Annotated in this window: 18 protein-coding genes; 12 read left to right on the forward strand and 6 right to left on the reverse strand. The window is 34.6% G+C overall.

All coding sequences use genetic code 11. From position 1 onward, the window contains the following. Positions 1-78: 78 nt before the first annotated feature. From DMB92_RS07940 to DMB92_RS07950, 3 genes are all read left to right on the forward strand, one after another. A complete protein-coding gene (locus tag DMB92_RS07940; RefSeq protein WP_142682525.1) occupies positions 79-378 on the forward strand; it encodes a c-type cytochrome in 300 nt (99 codons plus the stop codon). A gap of 254 nt (positions 379-632) precedes the next feature. Then, complete coding sequence (locus DMB92_RS07945; RefSeq protein WP_142682526.1) at positions 633-1475, forward strand: DUF3737 family protein; 843 nt, start codon at positions 633-635, stop codon at positions 1473-1475. Further along, positions 1472-2623 carry a MalY/PatB family protein gene (locus tag DMB92_RS07950; RefSeq protein WP_142682527.1) on the forward strand — a complete coding sequence of 384 codons (1152 nt, stop codon included), beginning with the start codon at positions 1472-1474 and terminating at the stop codon, positions 2621-2623. Before DMB92_RS07945 ends, DMB92_RS07950 begins: the two co-directional genes overlap by 4 nt. 4 nt (positions 2624-2627) lie before the next feature. On the opposite strand, the gene dnaJ is transcribed toward DMB92_RS07950, so the two are convergent. Beyond that, positions 2628-3752 (reverse strand): molecular chaperone DnaJ, encoded by a 1125-nt coding sequence (gene dnaJ / locus DMB92_RS07955; protein WP_142682528.1) that lies wholly within the window; start codon positions 3750-3752, stop codon positions 2628-2630. 132 nt (positions 3753-3884) lie between these two features. Between dnaJ and DMB92_RS07960 the strand changes: the two genes are divergently transcribed. From DMB92_RS07960 to recR, 3 genes are read left to right on the forward strand one after another with little or no spacing between them, the layout of a single operon-like run. Then, the gene (locus tag DMB92_RS07960; RefSeq protein WP_142682529.1) at positions 3885-4559 is read left to right on the forward strand and encodes a response regulator transcription factor; all 675 of its coding nucleotides are present in this window, start codon (positions 3885-3887) and stop codon (positions 4557-4559) included. Continuing rightward, a complete protein-coding gene (locus DMB92_RS07965) occupies positions 4556-5806 on the forward strand; it encodes an ArsS family sensor histidine kinase (protein WP_142682530.1) in 1251 nt (416 codons plus the stop codon). Before DMB92_RS07960 ends, DMB92_RS07965 begins: the two co-directional genes overlap by 4 nt. Next, entirely contained in the window at positions 5787-6365 is a 579-nt protein-coding gene (gene recR / locus DMB92_RS07970) for a recombination mediator RecR (protein WP_142682531.1), read from the forward strand. The genes DMB92_RS07965 and recR overlap by 20 nt, the downstream gene beginning before the upstream one ends. Here recR and lolA read toward each other — a convergent pair whose 3' ends face one another. Beyond that, on the reverse strand, positions 6366-6872 hold the full coding sequence (lolA, locus tag DMB92_RS07975; protein ID WP_185900182.1) for a LolA-like outer membrane lipoprotein chaperone: 507 nt from the start codon (positions 6870-6872) through the stop codon (positions 6366-6368). 160 nt (positions 6873-7032) lie between these two features. Between lolA and secA the strand changes: the two genes are divergently transcribed. The 3 genes from secA to DMB92_RS07990 all read left to right on the forward strand — a co-directional run bounded on the left by secA (position 7033) and on the right by DMB92_RS07990 (position 12184). Further along, on the forward strand, positions 7033-9603 hold the full coding sequence (secA, locus tag DMB92_RS07980; protein ID WP_409513404.1) for a preprotein translocase subunit SecA: 2571 nt from the start codon (positions 7033-7035) through the stop codon (positions 9601-9603). 160 nt (positions 9604-9763) lie between these two features. Next, a complete protein-coding gene (locus DMB92_RS07985; RefSeq protein WP_260604786.1) occupies positions 9764-10894 on the forward strand; it encodes an ABC transporter permease in 1131 nt (376 codons plus the stop codon). 18 nt (positions 10895-10912) lie between these two features. Further along, complete coding sequence (locus tag DMB92_RS07990) at positions 10913-12184, forward strand: inner membrane CreD family protein (protein ID WP_142682534.1); 1272 nt, start codon at positions 10913-10915, stop codon at positions 12182-12184. Here the strand turns inward: DMB92_RS07990 and DMB92_RS07995 are convergent. Genes DMB92_RS07995 through ribA form a run of 3 tightly spaced genes read right to left on the reverse strand, consistent with a single transcriptional unit; the run spans position 12174 to position 13758 of the window. Next, positions 12174-12536 (reverse strand): hypothetical protein, encoded by a 363-nt coding sequence (locus DMB92_RS07995; RefSeq protein WP_142682535.1) that lies wholly within the window; start codon positions 12534-12536, stop codon positions 12174-12176. The two genes, DMB92_RS07990 and DMB92_RS07995, sit on opposite strands and share 11 nt — an antisense overlap. 27 nt (positions 12537-12563) lie before the next feature. Next, entirely contained in the window at positions 12564-13181 is a 618-nt protein-coding gene (gene rsmG / locus DMB92_RS08000) for a 16S rRNA (guanine(527)-N(7))-methyltransferase RsmG (protein ID WP_142682536.1), read from the reverse strand. A gap of 13 nt (positions 13182-13194) precedes the next feature. After that, positions 13195-13758: a GTP cyclohydrolase II gene (ribA, locus tag DMB92_RS08005; protein WP_142682537.1), complete on the reverse strand. Its 564-nt coding sequence runs from the start codon at positions 13756-13758 to the stop codon at positions 13195-13197. Positions 13759-13819: 61 nt separating this feature from the next. On the opposite strand from ribA, the gene hemB reads away from it, so the two are divergent. Genes hemB through argF form a run of 3 tightly spaced genes read left to right on the forward strand, consistent with a single transcriptional unit; the run spans position 13820 to position 16997 of the window. Further along, complete coding sequence (hemB, locus tag DMB92_RS08010) at positions 13820-14803, forward strand: porphobilinogen synthase (protein ID WP_142682538.1); 984 nt, start codon at positions 13820-13822, stop codon at positions 14801-14803. A gap of 1 nt (position 14804) precedes the next feature. After that, positions 14805-16049 (forward strand): hypothetical protein, encoded by a 1245-nt coding sequence (locus DMB92_RS08015; RefSeq protein ID WP_142682539.1) that lies wholly within the window; start codon positions 14805-14807, stop codon positions 16047-16049. Between the two features lie 42 nt (positions 16050-16091). Beyond that, complete coding sequence (gene argF / locus DMB92_RS08020; RefSeq protein WP_142682540.1) at positions 16092-16997, forward strand: ornithine carbamoyltransferase; 906 nt, start codon at positions 16092-16094, stop codon at positions 16995-16997. Between the two features lie 18 nt (positions 16998-17015). Here argF and DMB92_RS08025 read toward each other — a convergent pair whose 3' ends face one another. Continuing rightward, the gene (locus DMB92_RS08025; protein WP_142682541.1) at positions 17016-18416 is read right to left on the reverse strand and encodes an SLC13 family permease; all 1401 of its coding nucleotides are present in this window, start codon (positions 18414-18416) and stop codon (positions 17016-17018) included. Positions 18417-18468 lie beyond the last annotated feature (52 nt).

The following is an 18468-nucleotide window of genomic DNA, read 5'->3' on the forward strand; positions in this document are numbered from 1 at the left end:
AAATTTATCAAAAAATTTGAGTATTAGCAAAAAATTTAGTATAATGCTGAGGATAAAATTTTCAAAAAGGAGAAAATAATGAAAAAGTTTTTAGCTATTTCAGCTTTAGCCTGTCTTGGTGTTTCAGCCTTTGCTGCTGATGGTGCTACACTTTATAAAAAATGTGCAGTTTGTCATGGACCTAATGCAGATAAAGTGTATTTAAACAAAGTTCCAGCTCTTAAGTCTTTAAAATCAGCTGACAGACTTCAGTATATGAAAGAGTATGCTGAGGGCAAAAGAAACGCTTACGGTCAAGGTGCGATTATGAAGATCAATCTTAAAGGCTTGACAGAAGATGATTTTAAGGCTATTGAAACTTATATCGAGAGCTTATAATTTTTAGGGCTTTAAAAGCCCTAAGTCCTCCTTTTACTTTTAAATTTTTTAAATATCACATAAATTTAAAAAAACTAAAATACTTTGAAATGAAAAATATAGCTTTAATTCTTTTTAAGAAAGTCATTTGAAAAAGCATTTGACTTTATATTGTTATCTAAAATAAAATTTATAATTTTTTTTGCATTTTGCCCTTGACTTAGAGTTGCTCTCATCTTTTATAATTATAAAAAACAAATTCACAAGGAAAAATCATGCAAAGAAAAATCATCGGCGAGGTTTTTAGTGGCGAAAGGGCTCTTTTTATGAGTTCAAATTTAGAGCTTGAAAACTGCCTTTTTAAAGAGGGTGAATCCCCGCTCAAGCATGCCAAAGATATAGAGCTTGAAAAATGCGTATTTGAGTATAAATATCCACTTTGGTATGCTGAAAATATCAAGGCACAAAATACGCTTTTTTTAGAAAATGCTAGAAGCGGGCTTTGGTATAGTAATAATTTAAGCCTTAAGGAGTGTAGTTTTGATGCTCCAAAATGCTTTAGAAAAAGCAAGCAAATCAAAATTTACAAAGCTCATTTTGCAAATGCCTTAGAAAGCTTTTGGAACTGCGAGGATATAGAGCTTTTTGATGTGAGTGCTAAGGGGGATTATTTTGCGATGAATGCGTTAAATTTAAGGGCTGAAAATCTTGAAATTTACGGAAATTACTGCTTTGATGGGGCTAAAAATCTACATATAAAAAAGGCTAAGCTCATCAGCAAGGACGCCTTTTGGAACTGCGAAAATGTCATCGTTGAGGATAGTTTTATCGTGGGTGAATATTTGGGCTGGAATTCCAAGAATTTAAGCTTTAAAAACTGCGTGATTTCAAGCTTGCAAGGACTTTGTTATGTAGAAAATTTAAGCCTTGAAGAATGCAAATTCATAGACACAAGCCTAGCCTTTGAATACTCAAGTGTAAAAGGCACGATAATATCAAGCATTAAAAGTATCATTAATCCAAATTCTGCTAAAATCAAAGTCTTAAAAGTAGAAGAGCTTATCCTTGATGAAAGCAAGATAAGCCTTGATAAAATCAGCATTGAAGAGGGTTTATGAAATTTGATTTTGATAAAGTGCATGATCGTTTTGGTACAAATAGCGTAAAATACAACTGCTCAAAGGACATTTTGCCCATGTGGGTGGCGGATATGGACTTTCAAACCGCACCGCAAATCATCAAGGCTATGCGTGAAAAAATAGAGCTTGGCATTTTTGGCTACGAAAAAGTAAGTGATGAATTTTATGAAAGTGTCATGAAATGGTGGAAAAATGAGCATAAACTAGAGCTTGAAAAAGAATGGCTTATCTTTTGTAAAGGCGTTGTTCCGGCACTTTCAAGCATGATTAGAAAATTTACTAGCATTAATGAGGGCGTGTTGATCCAACCGCCTGTTTATGGCGTTTTTTATAATATCATCAAAGACAATGCTCGTAAAGTCGTGGAAAATCCGCTCATCTATGATAAAAAAGGCTATAAAATCGACTTTAAAGACCTTGAAAACAAGCTCAAAGAGCCACAAACTACGATGATGATACTTTGCAATCCGCACAATCCCATAGGCAAAATTTGGAGCAAAAGCGAGCTTAGTAAAATCGCTTCTTTGTGCGATAAATACGGCGTTTTGTTGGTTAGCGATGAAATTCATTGTGATATTAGCACGAAAGCTTTTGTGCCGATTTTAAGCGTGAGCAAAAGGGCTATTAGCGCAAGTTCTCCAAGCAAGGCTTTTAATCTTGCTAGCATTCATGCAGCCTATGTTTTTGCACCAGATCAAAAGCTACGAGGACGAATAAAAACAGCTTTTAACACCGATGAGATCATCGAGCCAAGCACGCTTAGCATGGTTGCGAGCATAGCTGCTTACAAGCATTCTAAACCTTGGCTCAAGGCATTAAATGCTTATATCGCCCAAAATATCGCCTTTGCAAGTGAATTTATCGAAAAAAACTCAAAGCTTAAGGTTGTATTAGGGGAAGCTACTTATCTTTTATGGGTGGATTGCTCGGCAATTTGCGTGAATGCTGATGAGTTTTTTAGCTTTCTTTATAAAAAAGCAAGGCTTTATGTTTCAAAGGGCAGTGCCTTTGGTGCAGGCGGACAAAGCTTTTTAAGGCTAAATTTAGCCCTGCCAAGAGCAAGACTTGAAGAAGGACTTAAAAGGCTTGTAAAAGGTGCAAAAGAGTTTGAGCTAAAAGCAAGATAAAGTCTTAACTTTCTTTCTTAAACCATGAGGTGATTTTTTCAAACAAACTTTTTTGCTCATGATGTAAGCCATCGTTTTGGATACCAAAGCTTTCGTTAAGTTTATTTAGAAGTTCCTTTTGTTCAGCGTTTAAGCTGGTTGGAAATTTGACATTGATTTGTATGATTTGTCTTCCTAATCTTCCTGAGCGAAGATCTTTTATCCCCTCATTAGCTAAAACAAATCTATCTCCGTCCTTTGCACCCACAGGAAGCTCTAGTAAGGCTTGTGATCTTAAGGTAGGAACGCTGATTTTTTGCCCTAATGCAGCTTGGGTAAAAAATACAGGAATTTCAAGATAGACATCATTGCCATCTCTTATGAAATTTTCATCTTCATCAACAGCTATTTTTACATATAAATCCCCTCTAGCACCACTTTTAAGTATGTTTCCTTTATTAGGAACTCTTAAGCTCATGCCATCATCTACGCCTTCAGGGATCTTGATACTTGTATTTTCTTTGATTTCTTCATAGCCTTTTCCGCCACATGCTGAGCATTTTTCCTCAGGCACAACCCCGCTTCCACTGCAGTTTTCACAAGTTTGCACAAAGGTCATAAAACCTCTTGAAAGCCCAACCTGTCCGCTTCCATCGCATTTTGGGCAAGTTTTCATCACTCCACCTTTTGAACCACTGCCTTTGCATTCTTTGCAAGATTGCTTGAAAATAAAATCAATTTTTTTCTCACAGCCAAAAACAGCTTCTTTGAAATTTATACGAAGATTGATAGCAAAACTTGCTTCGTATTTGTCTTCTTTTGGAGCTGATCTTTTGTTTTTATTTGATTTTGTAAAGCCTCCGCCAAAGAAATTTGAAAAAATATCTCCTAAGTCAAAGTCTTCAAAGCCAAAGCCTGCACTCTTGCCTTGCAAGCCTTCTTTTCCATATCTATCATAAATACTTCTTTTTTCGTCATTGCTTAAAATTTCATAAGCTTCGTTAATGAGCTTAAATTTAGCTTCTGCTTCTTTGTCTCCTTGATTTCTATCAGGGTGGTATTTTAAAGCAAGTTTTCTGTAAGCTTTTTTTATCGTTTCTTTGTCTGCATTTTGCGAAATTTCTAAGAGTTCATAATAATCAATTTCCACCAAATTTTCCTTAAATTTTTTGATTTAAAAAGCGTATTTTACCAAATTTTTTAAAAGCAAGGTTAAAATTTATTATTTTTGATATAATTTTATTTATAAGTAAATGAAGAAAATTGATGAACAGGAGAAATCATGGTAAATGTTTTGATGATAGAAGATGATCCTGATTTTGCTCAGCTTTTAACCGAGTATTTAGCTCAGTTTAATGTCAAAGTGAGTAATTTTGAAGATCCTTGCGAGGTGTTAAATTTAAGATTTGAGGATTATGATTGTTTGATTCTTGATCTAACTTTATCTAAGGTTGATGGGCTTGAAATTTGCCGTGAAATTCGTCAAAAAAGTGATGTACCTATCATCATTTCTTCAGCAAGAGGCGATCTTAGTGATAAGGTTATAGGACTTCAAATAGGAGCAGATGATTATTTACCTAAGCCTTATGATCCTAAGGAAATGTATGCAAGGATTATGAGCTTGCATCGTCGCTATAAAAAAGGTCATGAAAGCCATATGATCACAAATTTAAGTTCGGCTTTTTCTATCGATGAAAGAAGACATGAGATCAGTTATAATGAGCAGGTTTTAACGCTTACTCCAGCAGAATATGAAATTTTAAATCATCTTATCCGTCAGCATGGATTTTCAGTTTCAAGAGAAGAGCTTGTGAAAAATTGCAAAAGTTTGAAAGATAAAGATTCTAAAAGTCTTGATGTGATTATTGGGCGTTTAAGACTTAAGATAGGAGATAATTCTAAGAGTCCAAAGCATATTTTTTCAGTTCGAGGTATAGGGTATAAACTGATAGGATGAAAGCTCGTGATATTAAAACAAAGATTAATTGGCTTTTTTTTATTGTTTTTATCTTAAGTTGTGCTTGCTTTGTTATATCCTTGATCTTAACAACTCAAAACCATTTTCAAGAAAGGGATGCCAATTATCAAGAAATCACTAAATCTTTGATTAATCAATACATTTCTAAACCAAATTCAAGTTTATCTCAAATTTTACTTGGCAATGATTTTTCTTATGTGAAAAGTGTAGCTTTTTCTGATCTTATTAGAGTCAATGGTAAAAAACTCTTTGATATCAAATCAGGCATAGAGGAATTTACCTTTTATGCTTATGGAGATAGATTTTTTTTAGAAGCAAAAACTAAAGATCATGAGTATATGATGCAAATAGACAGAAAAGATTCAACCTTTGAGTTTATTTTCTTAGGGTTTTTGATCTCTTTGGGTTTGGTGGTCTTTTTGTATTTTTCTATCATCAATTCACTTACTCCCTTAGAAAGACTTAGAGAAGAAGTTGCAGCAGCAGCGTATAATCAAAAATTTATAGCTCAGGGCTACAATAACGATGAAATCGGTAAAATAGCCTTTGAGTTTGAAAAATCCATGAGGAAAAATCACGAACTAGTCGAGTCAAGACAGCTTTTTTTAAGAAGCATTATGCACGAGCTAAAAACGCCTATTGGTAAGGGTAGGATCATTGCTGAGATGATCAAAGAAGAAAAGCAAAAATCACGCCTTATTAGTGTATTTGAAAGGCTAAATTTGCTGATCAATGAGGCTGCGAGGATAGAAAGTTTGTTCTCAAGAAATTACTATCTTGATGTGCATTCGTATAAAATTTCACAAATTTTACAACAGGTTGAAAATTTTTTAATGCTTGATAATTTTAAAGAAAAGGTCAAGATCGACATGAAAGAGGATTTTTATTTTGAGGTTGATCTTGAGGTCTTTGCTCTTATGCTCAAAAATTTGATCGATAATGCGATCAAGCATTCAAACGATCATCAATGCTTCATTGAGATCTTTCAAGATCAAATCATCATCAAAAATAAGGGAAATGCCTTAGAAATGGACTTTAAAGAGTATATCAAAGCCTTTGTGAGAGATAAAAATACAGGAGTTGAGGGCATGGGGCTTGGACTTTATATCGTTGAGAGTATTTGCAGAATGCATAATTTTAGTTTAGCTTATGATTATAAAGAGGGTTATCATTATTTTAGTATATTTAAGATTAAAGAGGATAAAGATGGCAAACAAGGGGCTTGAAAAATTTAATGAGCTTGTTCAAAGCTTTACTTCTTTGCCGACCATAGGCAAGAAAACAGCGGTGCGTTTGGCGTATTTTGTGTGTATGAGTGATCATTTTTTGGGCATGAAACTTGCTCATGATATAGAAAATGCTATCCGTTTTATCAAGCCTTGCGTAAAGTGTGGAAATTTAAGCGAAAATGAACTTTGCGACATTTGTGCTGATAGTCAAAGAAACAAAGAACTTATATGTGTGGTTGAAAGCCCTAAGGATATTTTGATCATAGAAGAAAGTGGCAGTTTTGATGGAGGGTATTTTGTTTTTGATGATTTGAATGAAGAAAAAATTCAAAAGCTAAAAGATCTTATAAAAGAATTTAAGTGCAAAGAGCTTATCTTTGCTTTTACGCACTCTATAAATTCAGATGCTATCATTTTTTTTATAGAAGATAAGCTTAAAGATCTTGATCTTAATTTCAGCAAGATCGCACAAGGAATTCCAAGTGGGGTGCATTTAGAAAATGTGGATTTTATCTCCTTGCATAGAGCATTAAATCACAGAATGAAGATCAAGTAATTAGCGTAATATATCATAGCTTTTAGGATATTTTGCTTCAAAAATATTTTCATCAACTGCGAAATTTCTTTTTTGCTTGCTAAGGATTATGCTCACTTCATTTTCCAAATCATCTTGATAAGAAATGCTTTGCACTTCATCATTTTCAAGTTTTACAATATATCTTACACCCTCATAATTTGCCTCATAAAGTCCTTGTTTGTTTTGTTTTGCATTTTTAAAAATTTGCGTTAAATTTGGCACTTTTTCAAGCTTTGTGAGTATAACTTGTTCTAAATCAGGCTCAACTATCGTGATATTTTGATTTTTGATATAAATTTGTTTTTGAGTAGGCTCTTCATAGCTCCAAAATGCTTTATTTTGCGTGATGATGAGCTTTCCTTTATAGCTAATCTTTGAGTTTTTGTTGCTTACAATTTGTGTAAAATCACTGCTAAAGCTCTTATAATCTGCCTCAAAACCCCACAAACTTACGCAAAAAAATAGTAAAAATCCTAAGAATTTCATCATCTTCTCCAAATTTCGATTTCATTTTTGATTATAACTTAAATTCTTTGCTTGTGTGTAATCAAAGATTTAAATCATGGTTTTGAAAAATTTATATTATTGATTTATTTTTAAACAAATACAAGCTATAATTTCACTTTGTAAATTTAAAGGATAAATTATGCTAAAGATTATCAAAGCTTTATTTGGTACAAAAAATGATAGAGAGGTTAAAAAATACTTTTCAAGAGTAAATGAGATCAATTCTCTTGAAAGCAAGTATCAAAATTTAAGCGATGAGGCTTTAAGAGCTGAGTTTGAAAGCCTTAAACAAAGACATCTTAAAGAGAGCGTAAGCCTTGATAAGCTCTTAAATGAGGTCTTTGCTATAGTTCGTGAGGTTTCAAAAAGAGTTTTAAATATGAGACATTTTGATGTGCAATTAATAGGCGGCATGGTCTTGCACGAGGGCAAGATAGCTGAGATGAAAACAGGGGAGGGAAAGACCCTTGTAGCAAGCTTGCCTGTGGTTTTAAATGCAATGAGCGGCAAGGGCGTTCATGTAGTAACTGTGAATGATTATTTAGCCAAAAGAGATGCCAGCGAAATGGGAGCAATTTATAATTTTTTAGGCCTTAGTGTAGGTGTGGTGCTTTCAAGTTCAAATTCAGATGAGGATCACAAAAAAGCCTATGAATGCGACATCACTTACGGCACAAACAATGAATTTGGCTTTGATTATTTGCGTGATAATATGAAATTTTCAAAGGCTGAAAAGGTGCAAAGAGGACATCATTTTGTCATCGTTGATGAGGTTGATAGTATCTTAATAGATGAGGCAAGAACGCCTTTAATCATAAGCGGTCCCACAAATCGCACCCTAGATGGCTACATAAGGGCAAATGAGGTGGCTAAAAAGATGCAAAGAGGAGAGGCTCTTTTGCCGCCTCAAAAGCCTAGTGGGGACTTTGTTGTTGATGAGAAAAACCGCTCCATACTCATAACAGAAGCTGGAATTTCAAAGGCTGAAGAGCTTTTTGGAGTGGAAAATTTATACAGCCTTGATAATGCTATCTTAGCTCATCAGCTTGATCAAGCCCTAAAGGCTCACAATCTTTTTGAAAAAGATGTGCATTATGTGGTGCGTAATAAAGAAGTTATTATCGTTGATGAGTTTACAGGGCGTTTGAGCGAGGGCAGACGCTTTAGTGAGGGGCTTCATCAGGCTTTAGAGGCTAAGGAGGGAGTGAAAATTCAAGAAGAAAGCCAGACCCTAGCTGATATAAGCTTTCAAAATTATTTTAGAATGTATGAAAAACTAGCCGGAATGACAGGCACAGCCCAAACAGAGGCTGCTGAGTTTTCTCAAATTTATAGCCTTGATGTGATCTCAATTCCGACCAATATCCCTGTAAAAAGGCTGGATAAGGACGATTTGATTTATAAGAGTCAAAATGAGAAATTTAAGGCTGTCATTGAGGAGATTAAAAGGGCAAATGCTAAGGGTCAGCCTGTTTTGGTAGGAACTGCTAGCATAGAAAGAAGCGAGGTTTTTCACAATATGCTTGTAAAAGAAAAGATCCCTCATCATGTGCTAAATGCTAAAAATCACGAACAAGAAGCCTTAATCATCGCTGATGCTGGCAAAAAATCAGCCGTTACCATAGCTACAAATATGGCAGGGCGTGGGGTGGATATAAAAATAGATGATGAGGTGCGTGAGCTTGGAGGACTTTATATAATAGGCACTGAAAGGCATGAAAGCAGAAGAATAGACAATCAATTAAGAGGGCGAGCTGGGCGTCAAGGAGATCCTGGAATGAGCCGTTTTTATCTAAGTCTTGAGGATAATCTTTTGCGAATTTTTGGAGGCGATAGGATAAAAAGCATTATGGAAAGGCTTGGCATAAAGGAGGGTGAGAGCATAGAAAGCCGCATAGTTACAAGGGCTGTTGAAAATGCGCAAAAAAAGGTTGAAAGCCTTCATTTTGAAAGTCGTAAGCATTTGCTTGAGTATGATGATGTGGCAAATGAGCAAAGAAAGACTATTTATCGTTATAGAAATGAGCTTTTAGATGATGAATACGACATTAAGGCTAAGATAGCTCAAAATATCGGCGAGTATGCAAATTTCATTTTAGGTTCTGTTTTTGACGAGCAAGGCTATGATGCTAATAAGCTTAAAAATGAGCTTTTAAACGATCTTGGCTTAGAGCTTGATCTTAAAGAACTCGAAAATATGGGTTTGGAGCAAATTCAAGAAAGCTTGAGTGAGCGTTTACAAAAGGCTTATGAGTTTAAAATGCAAGGTATTGATGAAAATGAGCTAGCAAAGATAGAACGCATATTGTATCTTCAAATGCTTGATAATGCTTGGCGCGAGCATTTATATCAAATGGATATTTTAAAAACAGGCATAGGACTTCGCGGATACAATCAAAAAGATCCTTTAGTTGAATACAAAAAAGAAAGTTACAATCTTTTCCTAGAGCTTGTTGAACGCATTAAATTTGACAGCGTGAAAGTGCTTTTTAGAGTGGTTTTAAAAAGAAGTGATGAGCTTGAAAATGAAGCAGAAAAGCAAAATAAAGAGCTTTTGCAAAAATCTGTTGAAATGGGTGCAAATGAGGATAATCCGGGTCAAAGCGAGTTTAAAAAAGTGCCAAGAAATTCGCCTTGTCCTTGCGGAAGTGGAAAGAAATTTAAAGAATGTCATGGCAAAAGTGGTCCAAAGCAAGGAATTTTAGCTTGAAAGTGAGTAAAAAAACTAATTTTTGTGAAGAAATTTTAAAACAATGTTTTTATAAAAATATCTCAACAAGGCTTTTAGTTTGAAAGAAGCAAAGCAAAAAAGCCTTGTTGGCTACTTACTTTTTAAATATCTGCGTTTTGATAAGGATCAACCCTTTATCATGCTTTCTATGCTCTTAGCCTTTTTTGGCGTTTGTATAGGGCTTTGCGTCTTGCTTGTGGCTATGGCGATTATGAATGGTTTTGATAAGGATTTTAAACAAAGATTTTTTGTTATGAATTATCCTTTAACTATAATGCCTAAATTTTATTCAAATATCGATGATCATTTGATTTGGTATTTAAGACAGGAATTTCCAAATTTACATTTTAGTCCTTATATTAGTACTCAAGTGATCGCAAAGGGCGATAATGGCTTTGAGGGTGGGCTTTTATTTGGCGTTCATTTTGAAGAAGAAAAAAAGATCAATGAGGTTGTAAAAGAGGCTCTAAAAGATAGGAATTTAAGCGACTTTGATATACTCATAGGACAGGGTTTAAAGGAGGAATTTAGGCTCAATTTCAACGATAAGCTTCCCATTATCTTTTCAAATTTAAATCCAAGTGGCTTAGCTCTCATTCCTCAAACAAAAAGATTTGATGTAAAGGCAAGTTTTCGCTCAGGGCTTTTGCTTTATGATAAGGCTTATATGTATGCAGATATTAAGGCTTTAAGAAAGGTTTTGAATTATCCTGAAATTTATGATGGAGTTCATGTTTTTAGCAAGGACGCTATGGCTGATTTACCAAAGATCAAAGCCTTTTTAGGGGAAAGTTTTTCCGTTTTTGGCTGGTGGGAACAAAATGCGAATTTATTTTCGGCTTTAGAGCTTGAAAAAAGGGCATTGTTTATTGTTTTAATGCTTATTATTTTGGTTGCTAGTTTAAATATAGTAAGCTCTTTGCTCATGATAGTGATGAACCGCCGTAGCGAAATAGCCTTATTGCTCGCACTTGGAGCAAGTAAAGCCGAGGTTAAAAAAAGCTTTTTTACACTTGGAACACTCATAGGCGGTGGTGGAATGATAGCTGGTGTGATCCTTGCTTTTTTAACGATGTGGGTGCTTGGGAATTTTGACATTATCGAGCTTCCTGCTGATGTTTATGGCTCAAGTAAATTGCCTTTAGATCTTTCTTTGAGCGATTTTTTACTCACCTTGGTTGGAGCAAGTTTGATCGTGGCTTTTAGCTCTTATTATCCAGCCAAAAAAGCCACTCAAGTTGATGTACTTGATGCCTTGAGAAATGAATAATACAAAAGAGATTTAAAAATGAAATCTTATAATACAAAAGCTTTTTATCTTTTTATTTTTTCTCTTATTTTTGTTTTTTTCCTTTCGATTTTTAAAATAAGTATTCTTGATGAGAGGATTATTAATGCACAGAATGCCAAGAGTGTGAGTGCTGATTGGGGTACTCAAAATGAGCTTATTATCCCCTTTTTAAAAGCAGAACTTTATGATATCAAAGAGAAAAAACAAAGCCGTATTTATTTTCAATCAAAATTTGCTGAGCTTGGTCTTGATTTTAATGTGCTTGATCGTGAAAAGGGTATTTTTAAACTTCCTATTTATAAGGCTTTAGTAGATTTAAATGCAAGTTTTGATTTCAATGAACTTGCTGAGATTTTAGAAACAAACGAAAATCTTTATGTAAAAAGTCTTTCTTTTGTGCTTTATACTCGTTATGGATTTACAGACTTTGTTAAAAAATTTGAATCAAAGACTTTAAATTTAAAAGAAGAAATTTTTGATCATAAATTACTTTTTAATATCGCTCAAGAAAATATAAAAAAACCTTTTATTACAGATATTCAAGCAAGTTTTGAGCTAAAAGGAAGCGAGCTTTTTGAAATTTATATGCTGGCTAAAGATTGGGAAATAAACCTTTCATCGAATTCTAAGAACTTATCATTTGGTGGGGTATTGCCACAAAATTATGAACAAGATCAGGGCAAATTTAAGGCTTTTTATAAGGGGAAGTTTCCTAAAAATACTACTATAAATTGTCTTGATGATGATTATTTACATAGTGATTTTATATCTTGCTTGAAAGATTTTGAAATTTCGCCTGTACAAATGGAAATTTATGGAGGAGTGAGCGAATACAGGCTTATAGAAAGAATGCTTAAATATGGTTATTTCTTTGTCGGTTTAAGTTTACTTGCTTTATTTTTGTGTGAGTTTGTAGGAAAGAAAAGTGTTGCTTTGATTCAGTATGCTGTTGTTTGTGTGAGTTTGGCTGTATTTTATCTTTGTTTATTAGCTTTTAGCGAACATATAGGTTTTAATCTTGCTTATTTCATCTCAAGTCTTAGCGTTATTATCCCTGTTTCTTTTTATACTTTCAGCATTATGGGGAATAAAATCTTTGCAGGTATCATCTTTAGTGTTTTAACGCTTTTATATGTGTGTTTATTTATCATGCTTAAACAAGATCAGTATGCCTTTTTAACAGGCACGGTTATAGCAATGTTTGCTGTATACATCACAATGTTTTTGACAAGAAATTTAAACAAAAATGAAAATGAAATTACTCCTTGATAAAGGATTTTAAAAGCACGCCATCAACCCCAAGTTTATAGGCTTTTTCAAGCTTATGAAGCGTATCAACAAGGAGTAAAATTTTGCTATCAAAAAGATAGTATTCAGCCATTTTGCTAGCTTTTTTTGCTAAATTTTTATCACTTATGAGTATAAATTTAGCATTAAAAGCATTGCTAAATAGCACCTCATCGGTGTTTTTAGCAAAAACAGCGTATGGGATTTCTTCTTTTAAAGCCTTTTTTATCAAGCTTTCATCATAAAAAAAGCAGTTGATACTAGAACTTTCAAATACACCTTTAAATTTTTTAAACTCATAAGAAGCACCTAAGCTATGTCCAAAAATGAGCATCACAAACCCTTATTTTTTTTTATTATTTTAACAAATATTTGTTTTTAAAACGCAGTATTTCCTAAGATCTTGTTCAAAAATTTCACTCGTTTTGATGAGTTTGCTTGCTTCTTGAAGCTCGTTTTTTAAATTTGAGCCTTTAAAAAGCACAAATTTGGTATTTTCGTTTTCTAAGTTTTTGCAAATTTCAAGCAGGTTTAAAATGCTCATCAAAGCCCTTGAAGTGATGATATCAGCCTTAAAATCAGCCTTGAAATGTTGCACCTTTTCTTTGATGATATTTAAATTTGGCATTTTGCAAGTGATTTTAACGCTTCTTAAAAAGGCGGATTTTTTGGGATTTGGCTCAAAAAGATAAAACTCTGCCTTTAAAACAAGGGCTAAAAAAACAGCCGGAAATCCTGCCCCACTTCCTATATCACAGATTATCCTAGCATTTTTAAAATCCTTAAAATCAAGTATTTTTAAAGAATCAATAATCTGAGCGTTTAAATCCTTAAAATTTGATAAATTATGCACCTTGTTAAAATCTTGAAAAATCTGCTTATAAAGCTCTATTTTATCGCAAAGTTCATCAAATTTATCCTCGCTTAAATCTTTTGTAAAATTTAAATTTAATTTAAGTTTTGTTTTTAAATCCCGCATTTTATCTCAAATTTTACAGCAAATGCCCCATTTGCTTTTGTTTTACTTTTAAATAGCCCTCATTGTGAGAATTAGCCTTGATGATAATGGGCAATCTTTCAAGCACCTCGATATCAGTAAGCGTGTTTAGTTTTATAGGGTTATTGGTAAGTAAATTGATCTTTTTGATATTAAAGTGCTTTAAGATAAATTCCACCACTTCATAAGTGCGTTCATCTGCCTTAAAACCAAGCTTTAAATTTGCTTCTATAGTATCAAGTCCGCTGTCTTGCAAAGCATAGGCATTAACCTTGTTAAAAAGCCCGATATTACGCCCCTCTTGTCTTAGATAAATCACCATTCCGCCATGTTCGCTGATATATTTTAACGCATATTGAAGTTGGGGTCCACAATCGCATTTCAAGCTTCCCAAAGCATCGCCTGTTAGACATTCTGAGTGAATTCTTAAATTCAAAGTGTCTTTAATTTCTCCTTTAAATATGCATAAATGTTCTTTCTCTCCCTCCTTAAAAGCTTGGATTTTAAAATCCCCCCAAAGACTTGGTAAATTTGCGATATTTGAAATTTTTACCTGCATTCAAAACTCTTTCTTATTAAATTTATGTTAAAATCGCAATTTTACACAAAAAGGACTAATGATGTTTAAAAGATTTAGAAGATTGAGATTAAATACGAATTTAAGGGCTATGGTAAGGGAAAACTCCCTAAGCACACAAGATTTGATCTATCCGCTTTTTGTGGTGGCTGGCAAGGGCGTAAGAAATGAGATAAGCTCCATGCCCGGCGTCTTTCAACTAAGCCTTGATGAGCTTTTAAAAGAGTGCGAAGAGCTTTTAGAGCTTGGCATTAAAGCGATCATTTTATTTGGCGTTGTGAGCGAGGATAAAAAGGATAGCATAGGAAGTGATGCACTCGATGATGAGGGGCTTATCGCAAGCACTATCAAACAAATCAAAGCTAAATTTCCACAACTTTTTATCATCAGCGATCTTTGCTTTTGTGAATACACAGATCATGGGCATTGTGGCATTATAAATCCTTGCACTAAGGAGGTGGATAATGACGCTACGCTTGAAATTTCAGCCAAACAAGCCTTAGTTCATGCAAGAGCCGGGGTTGATATGATAGCACCAAGTGGCATGATGGACGGCATTATAAGCACGCTTCGCACGGCTTTAGATGAAAATGGCTTTGAAAATTTGCCTATCATGGCGTATTCGACTAAATTTGCTTCAAGTTATTATGGTCCTTTTAGGGAAGTGGCTGATTCAACCCCTAGTTATGGAGATAGAAAGAGCTATCAAATGGACTTTGCTAACGGCAAAGAAGCCTTAGCTGAAAGCCTCGAAGATGAGGTTCAAGGAGCTGATATTTTGATGATAAAACCAGCACTTGCTTATCTTGATGTGGTCAAAGAGCTTAGTCAAAACACGCTTTTGCCAATTTGCGTTTATAATGTAAGCGGCGAATACGCACTTTTAAAAGCTGGGGCTAAGCTTGGGGTGATTGATTATGAAAAGGTGCTTTTTGAAACGATGATAGCCTTTAAAAGAGCTGGTGCTAAACTCATCATCACTTATCATGCTAAAGAGCTGGCTAGAATGTTAAAAGCAAGGGATTAGAATGCAAGTTCTCACAGACTCAAATAACAATAAAATTTACGGCGATTTAAGCTTGCAAAGAAATCTTAAATTTGATTTTAAGGGTAAAAACAACATTCTTTTTCTTGCTGGCGTTAGCACTAATGTTAATGTTACTTTTTATGGCGATAATGGCTTGCTTTTTCATGCCGGTGGAGGCTGGAGCAATGGTTCTTTTAGTATCATAACCAATGGGCTTTGTTATGTTGGGTGTAATAGCACTACAAATGGTGTAACTTATAGAGCTTGTGAAGGAAAAAGTATTATCATAGGCGATGATTGTATGTTTTCTTGGAGTATTTGGCTATTAACATGTGATCATCATTTGATTTTTGATGAGAATTCTTATAAACGCATAAATCATAGTAAAAGCATTTTTGTAGGAGATCATGTTTGGATAGCTCAAGAAGTAGGAGTTTTAAAGGGAAGTTTGGTTGGAAGTGGCAGTGTTTTGGGTGCGAAAAGTATTAACGCTGGATTGAAATTTTCAAATGCTATTTATGCTGGAAATCCTAGTCGCTATCTTAAAAAAGATATTTTTTGGAGTAGAGAAGATCCTATTGCCCAAAGGTGGGATAAGGATAAAACAGCTCAGTTTTCATCTATGCATAAAGATGACTTTAAATTTGACTTCGAAAAGGATAAATTTTTAAATCCAAGCTTGCTTGATAAGCGTTTAGATGAGCTTGAAAGTGCTTATGAAAAGCTTGAGTTTGTGTATGATTATATCTACAACAACACGCATAAAAACCGCTTTGCCTTGTTTGAAGATAGTGATATAAGCAAGTGCGAGCTTTACAAAGATGAGAGCAAAACGCCTTTTAAAGAGCTTAAATTCGAAATGCTTAAGCCAAAGCCAGCAGCTAAGCCAGCGATAAAAGAGCCAGCTAAAATAAATGGAGCAGTTTTAAGAGTGAAAAACCAGCTTTCATATAAGCTAGGCAGTGCGATGATAAGCAATTCAAAGTCTTTGAAAGGCTATTTTAAGCTACCTTTTATCTTGTATCAAATTTCAAAAGAACATAAATTTGAAGCCAAAGTCCAAGAAATCAATATCAAACAAGGTCTTATCCCGCAGCCTTTAAGGCTTGAAGAATTTAAAGATTATAAAGAGGCTTTGAAATTTAAAGAGCATTTAAGCTATAAGCTTGGATCTGCCCTCATAAAAGCTTGTAATAACGCTTGGGGGGGGGGGGTTGCTCAAGTTCGTATTTATCGATGTGCGTAGGGTAATTAAAGAGCATAAAAATAAAAATTTAAGGAAAGATTGATGAGACATTTTTTGACTTTAAGGGATTTTAGCAAAGAAGAAATTTTAGAGCTTATAAATTTTGCTAGCTCTATTAAAAAAGAGCCTAAAAAACTGCTGGTGGATAAGAGTTTGGCGATGATTTTTGAAAAAAACTCCACACGCACGAGAATGGCTTTTGAGCTTGGCATTAAGGAGCTTGGCGGAAGGTCTTTGTTTTTAAGCTCAAATGACTTGCAAATAAGCCGCGGCGAGCCTATCAAGGACACGGCTAGAGTGATCGGGTCTATGGTGGATTTTGTTATGCTGAGGGTAAATTCTCATGAGAGCTTGCTAGAGTTTGCAAGGTATTCTAAAGCTCCTATTATCAATGGTTTAAGTGATCTTTACCACCCAACTCAAGTGCTTGGAGATTTGCTCACCATAAAAGAGTTTAATAAACAGGGCAAAGTAGCCTTTATCGGCGATGCTAATAACATGGCAAATTCATGGCTCATTGCTGCTTCTATACTTGGTTTTGAAATCGCTCTTGCTATCCCGCAAAACTATGCTATCAATGCCGAAATTTTAGAATTTGCCAAAAATGAAGCTAAAAAAAGTGGGGCAAAAATTCTTATCACTCACGATAAATTTGAGGCTTTAAAGGGAAAAGATGTGGTGATTACTGATACTTGGATTTCTATGGGCGAGGAAGCTAAAAAGGTACAAAAACTTAAGGATTTTGAGGGTTTTATCGTAGATAACAAGGCTATGAGCGTGGCAAATGAGGGGGCGATTTTCTTACACTGCTTGCCAGCTTACAGAGGCTATGAGGTAAGCGAAGAAGTCTTTGAAGCACATAGCGAGGTGATTTTTACCGAGGCAACAAACCGCTTGCATGTGGTAAAGGCTGTTTTGTGCTTTTTGGATAAATTTAGAGGAATTTAGTCTCTTAGAGACTAAATTCTAAATAAACCATCTCCAATACACAAGAGCAAAAATCGCTACAAAAAATACCCCAGCAAGAGCGAGCAAAAAGCCATACTTAGCCATGTCCCAAGCACTAATTCCACCCTGTGCAAAAACTAGGGCATTTGGCGGTGTGGAAATTGGCACGATGAAAGAAAAACTTGCACATATTGTCATCACAAGCATAGATAAAACCCTTTGTTCTTCTGTTAAAAAACCGCCTGTTGCGACATTGATGATAGGTAAAATGATGGCAATAAGAGCCGTTGTTGATAAAAAACTTGTTAAGATGATAGCCCAAAAACAAGCAAAAAGTATAAAAAATATAAAAGGGGTATCTTTAAAAAGTAGGAAAAATTCTTCAAAAGCCCCACCAAGCTCACTTTGAGAAAAGGCAGTGGCTATGCAAAAGCTAGCACCAAACAAGAAGATCAGCTCGTAAGGAATAGACTTTGAATCATTCCAAGTCAAAAAGCCTATCTTAGGTAAAAACATCATTAAGCCAAAGGAAAGCAAGATCAAATTTTCATTAAGTCCTAAGCCATTATACAGGGGTTTAATTGGCGAATTTAAAAAAAGCACAACAAGTAGAGCAAGTAAGAAAAAAAGCATTCTTTTGTGTTTTTTGTTGATTTTTACATCTTCAAAAGCTCTTAAGTCAAGTTGCATGTCCTTGGTATTGCGAGAAAGGATCTTAACCATAGCTACAAGCATGAGTAGGGTTAAAGGTAGCATCATAAAAATCCAAGTAGCAAAGCCTATGCTTTCAAGCCCACTTGATTCTAAAAAGCCAAGATAGATCAAATTTGGAGGGCTACCAATGGGCGTTGTAATCCCACTAATACTTGCTGCAAAGGCGATAGCAAGCAAAAAACGGGTCCTTAAAAAAGGATCTTCGCTAATGCTCATAGCAACAGGAAGTAAAAGCAAGGCTACTGTTGAGTTTGAAAGAGCTGACCCTAAAAGAACGCAAGCTAGTGCAAGTGCTGAGATCACGCCCTTTGGAGTCTTAGGAAATTTATCCAAAAAAGTTTTGGCTATAACTTTGTGAAGTCCTATTTTTTCAGTTGCAGCTGCGATCATAAAGCCACCTAAAAATAAAAACAAAATAGGATTAGCATAATTTGCCGTTGCACTATGTGTATCTAGGATACCAAAACTAGGAAACAAGATGATAGGTAAAAGTGAAACTACGCCAATAGGCAAGGCTTTGTTAGTCCAAAGAGTAACCAAAAAGGCTACTATACTTAACAAAACAGACACCTTAAATGAGGCATGAAGATAAAAAAATGATATAAGAAGGGTAATGATTTGAAAAAACAAAGCCAAGGCTATACCTTTTAGGACTTTACTGAGCTTTTCTTCATTATTTACTTGAGTTTTTTTTGCCTGAGTCATTCTTAACCTTGAAATGAAAATATTTTTGAGATTATAGCTAAAAATTATCTTT

It is taken from the genome of Campylobacter sp. MIT 99-7217 (assembly GCF_006864365.1).
Classification (GTDB): Bacteria; Campylobacterota; Campylobacteria; order Campylobacterales; family Campylobacteraceae; genus Campylobacter_D.

Coding starts and splice junctions, on each gene's coding strand:
- DMB92_RS07940 (WP_142682525.1), top strand. CDS start 79: ATGAAAAAGTTTTTAGCTATTTCAGCTTTAGCCTGTCTTGGTGTTTCA.
- DMB92_RS07945 (WP_142682526.1), top strand. CDS start 633: ATGCAAAGAAAAATCATCGGCGAGGTTTTTAGTGGCGAAAGGGCTCTT.
- DMB92_RS07950 (WP_142682527.1), top strand. CDS start 1,472: ATGAAATTTGATTTTGATAAAGTGCATGATCGTTTTGGTACAAATAGC.
- DMB92_RS07960 (WP_142682529.1), top strand. CDS start 3,885: ATGGTAAATGTTTTGATGATAGAAGATGATCCTGATTTTGCTCAGCTT.
- DMB92_RS07965 (WP_142682530.1), top strand. CDS start 4,556: ATGAAAGCTCGTGATATTAAAACAAAGATTAATTGGCTTTTTTTTATT.
- recR (WP_142682531.1), top strand. CDS start 5,787: ATGGCAAACAAGGGGCTTGAAAAATTTAATGAGCTTGTTCAAAGCTTT.
- lolA (WP_185900182.1), bottom strand. CDS start 6,872: ATGAAATTCTTAGGATTTTTACTATTTTTTTGCGTAAGTTTGTGGGGT.
- secA (WP_409513404.1), top strand. CDS start 7,033: ATGCTAAAGATTATCAAAGCTTTATTTGGTACAAAAAATGATAGAGAG.
- DMB92_RS07985 (WP_260604786.1), top strand. CDS start 9,764: ATGCTTTCTATGCTCTTAGCCTTTTTTGGCGTTTGTATAGGGCTTTGC.
- DMB92_RS07990 (WP_142682534.1), top strand. CDS start 10,913: ATGAAATCTTATAATACAAAAGCTTTTTATCTTTTTATTTTTTCTCTT.
- DMB92_RS07995 (WP_142682535.1), bottom strand. CDS start 12,536: ATGCTCATTTTTGGACATAGCTTAGGTGCTTCTTATGAGTTTAAAAAA.
- rsmG (WP_142682536.1), bottom strand. CDS start 13,181: ATGCGGGATTTAAAAACAAAACTTAAATTAAATTTAAATTTTACAAAA.
- ribA (WP_142682537.1), bottom strand. CDS start 13,758: ATGCAGGTAAAAATTTCAAATATCGCAAATTTACCAAGTCTTTGGGGG.
- hemB (WP_142682538.1), top strand. CDS start 13,820: ATGTTTAAAAGATTTAGAAGATTGAGATTAAATACGAATTTAAGGGCT.
- DMB92_RS08015 (WP_142682539.1), top strand. CDS start 14,805: ATGCAAGTTCTCACAGACTCAAATAACAATAAAATTTACGGCGATTTA.
- argF (WP_142682540.1), top strand. CDS start 16,092: ATGAGACATTTTTTGACTTTAAGGGATTTTAGCAAAGAAGAAATTTTA.
- DMB92_RS08025 (WP_142682541.1), bottom strand. CDS start 18,416: ATGACTCAGGCAAAAAAAACTCAAGTAAATAATGAAGAAAAGCTCAGT.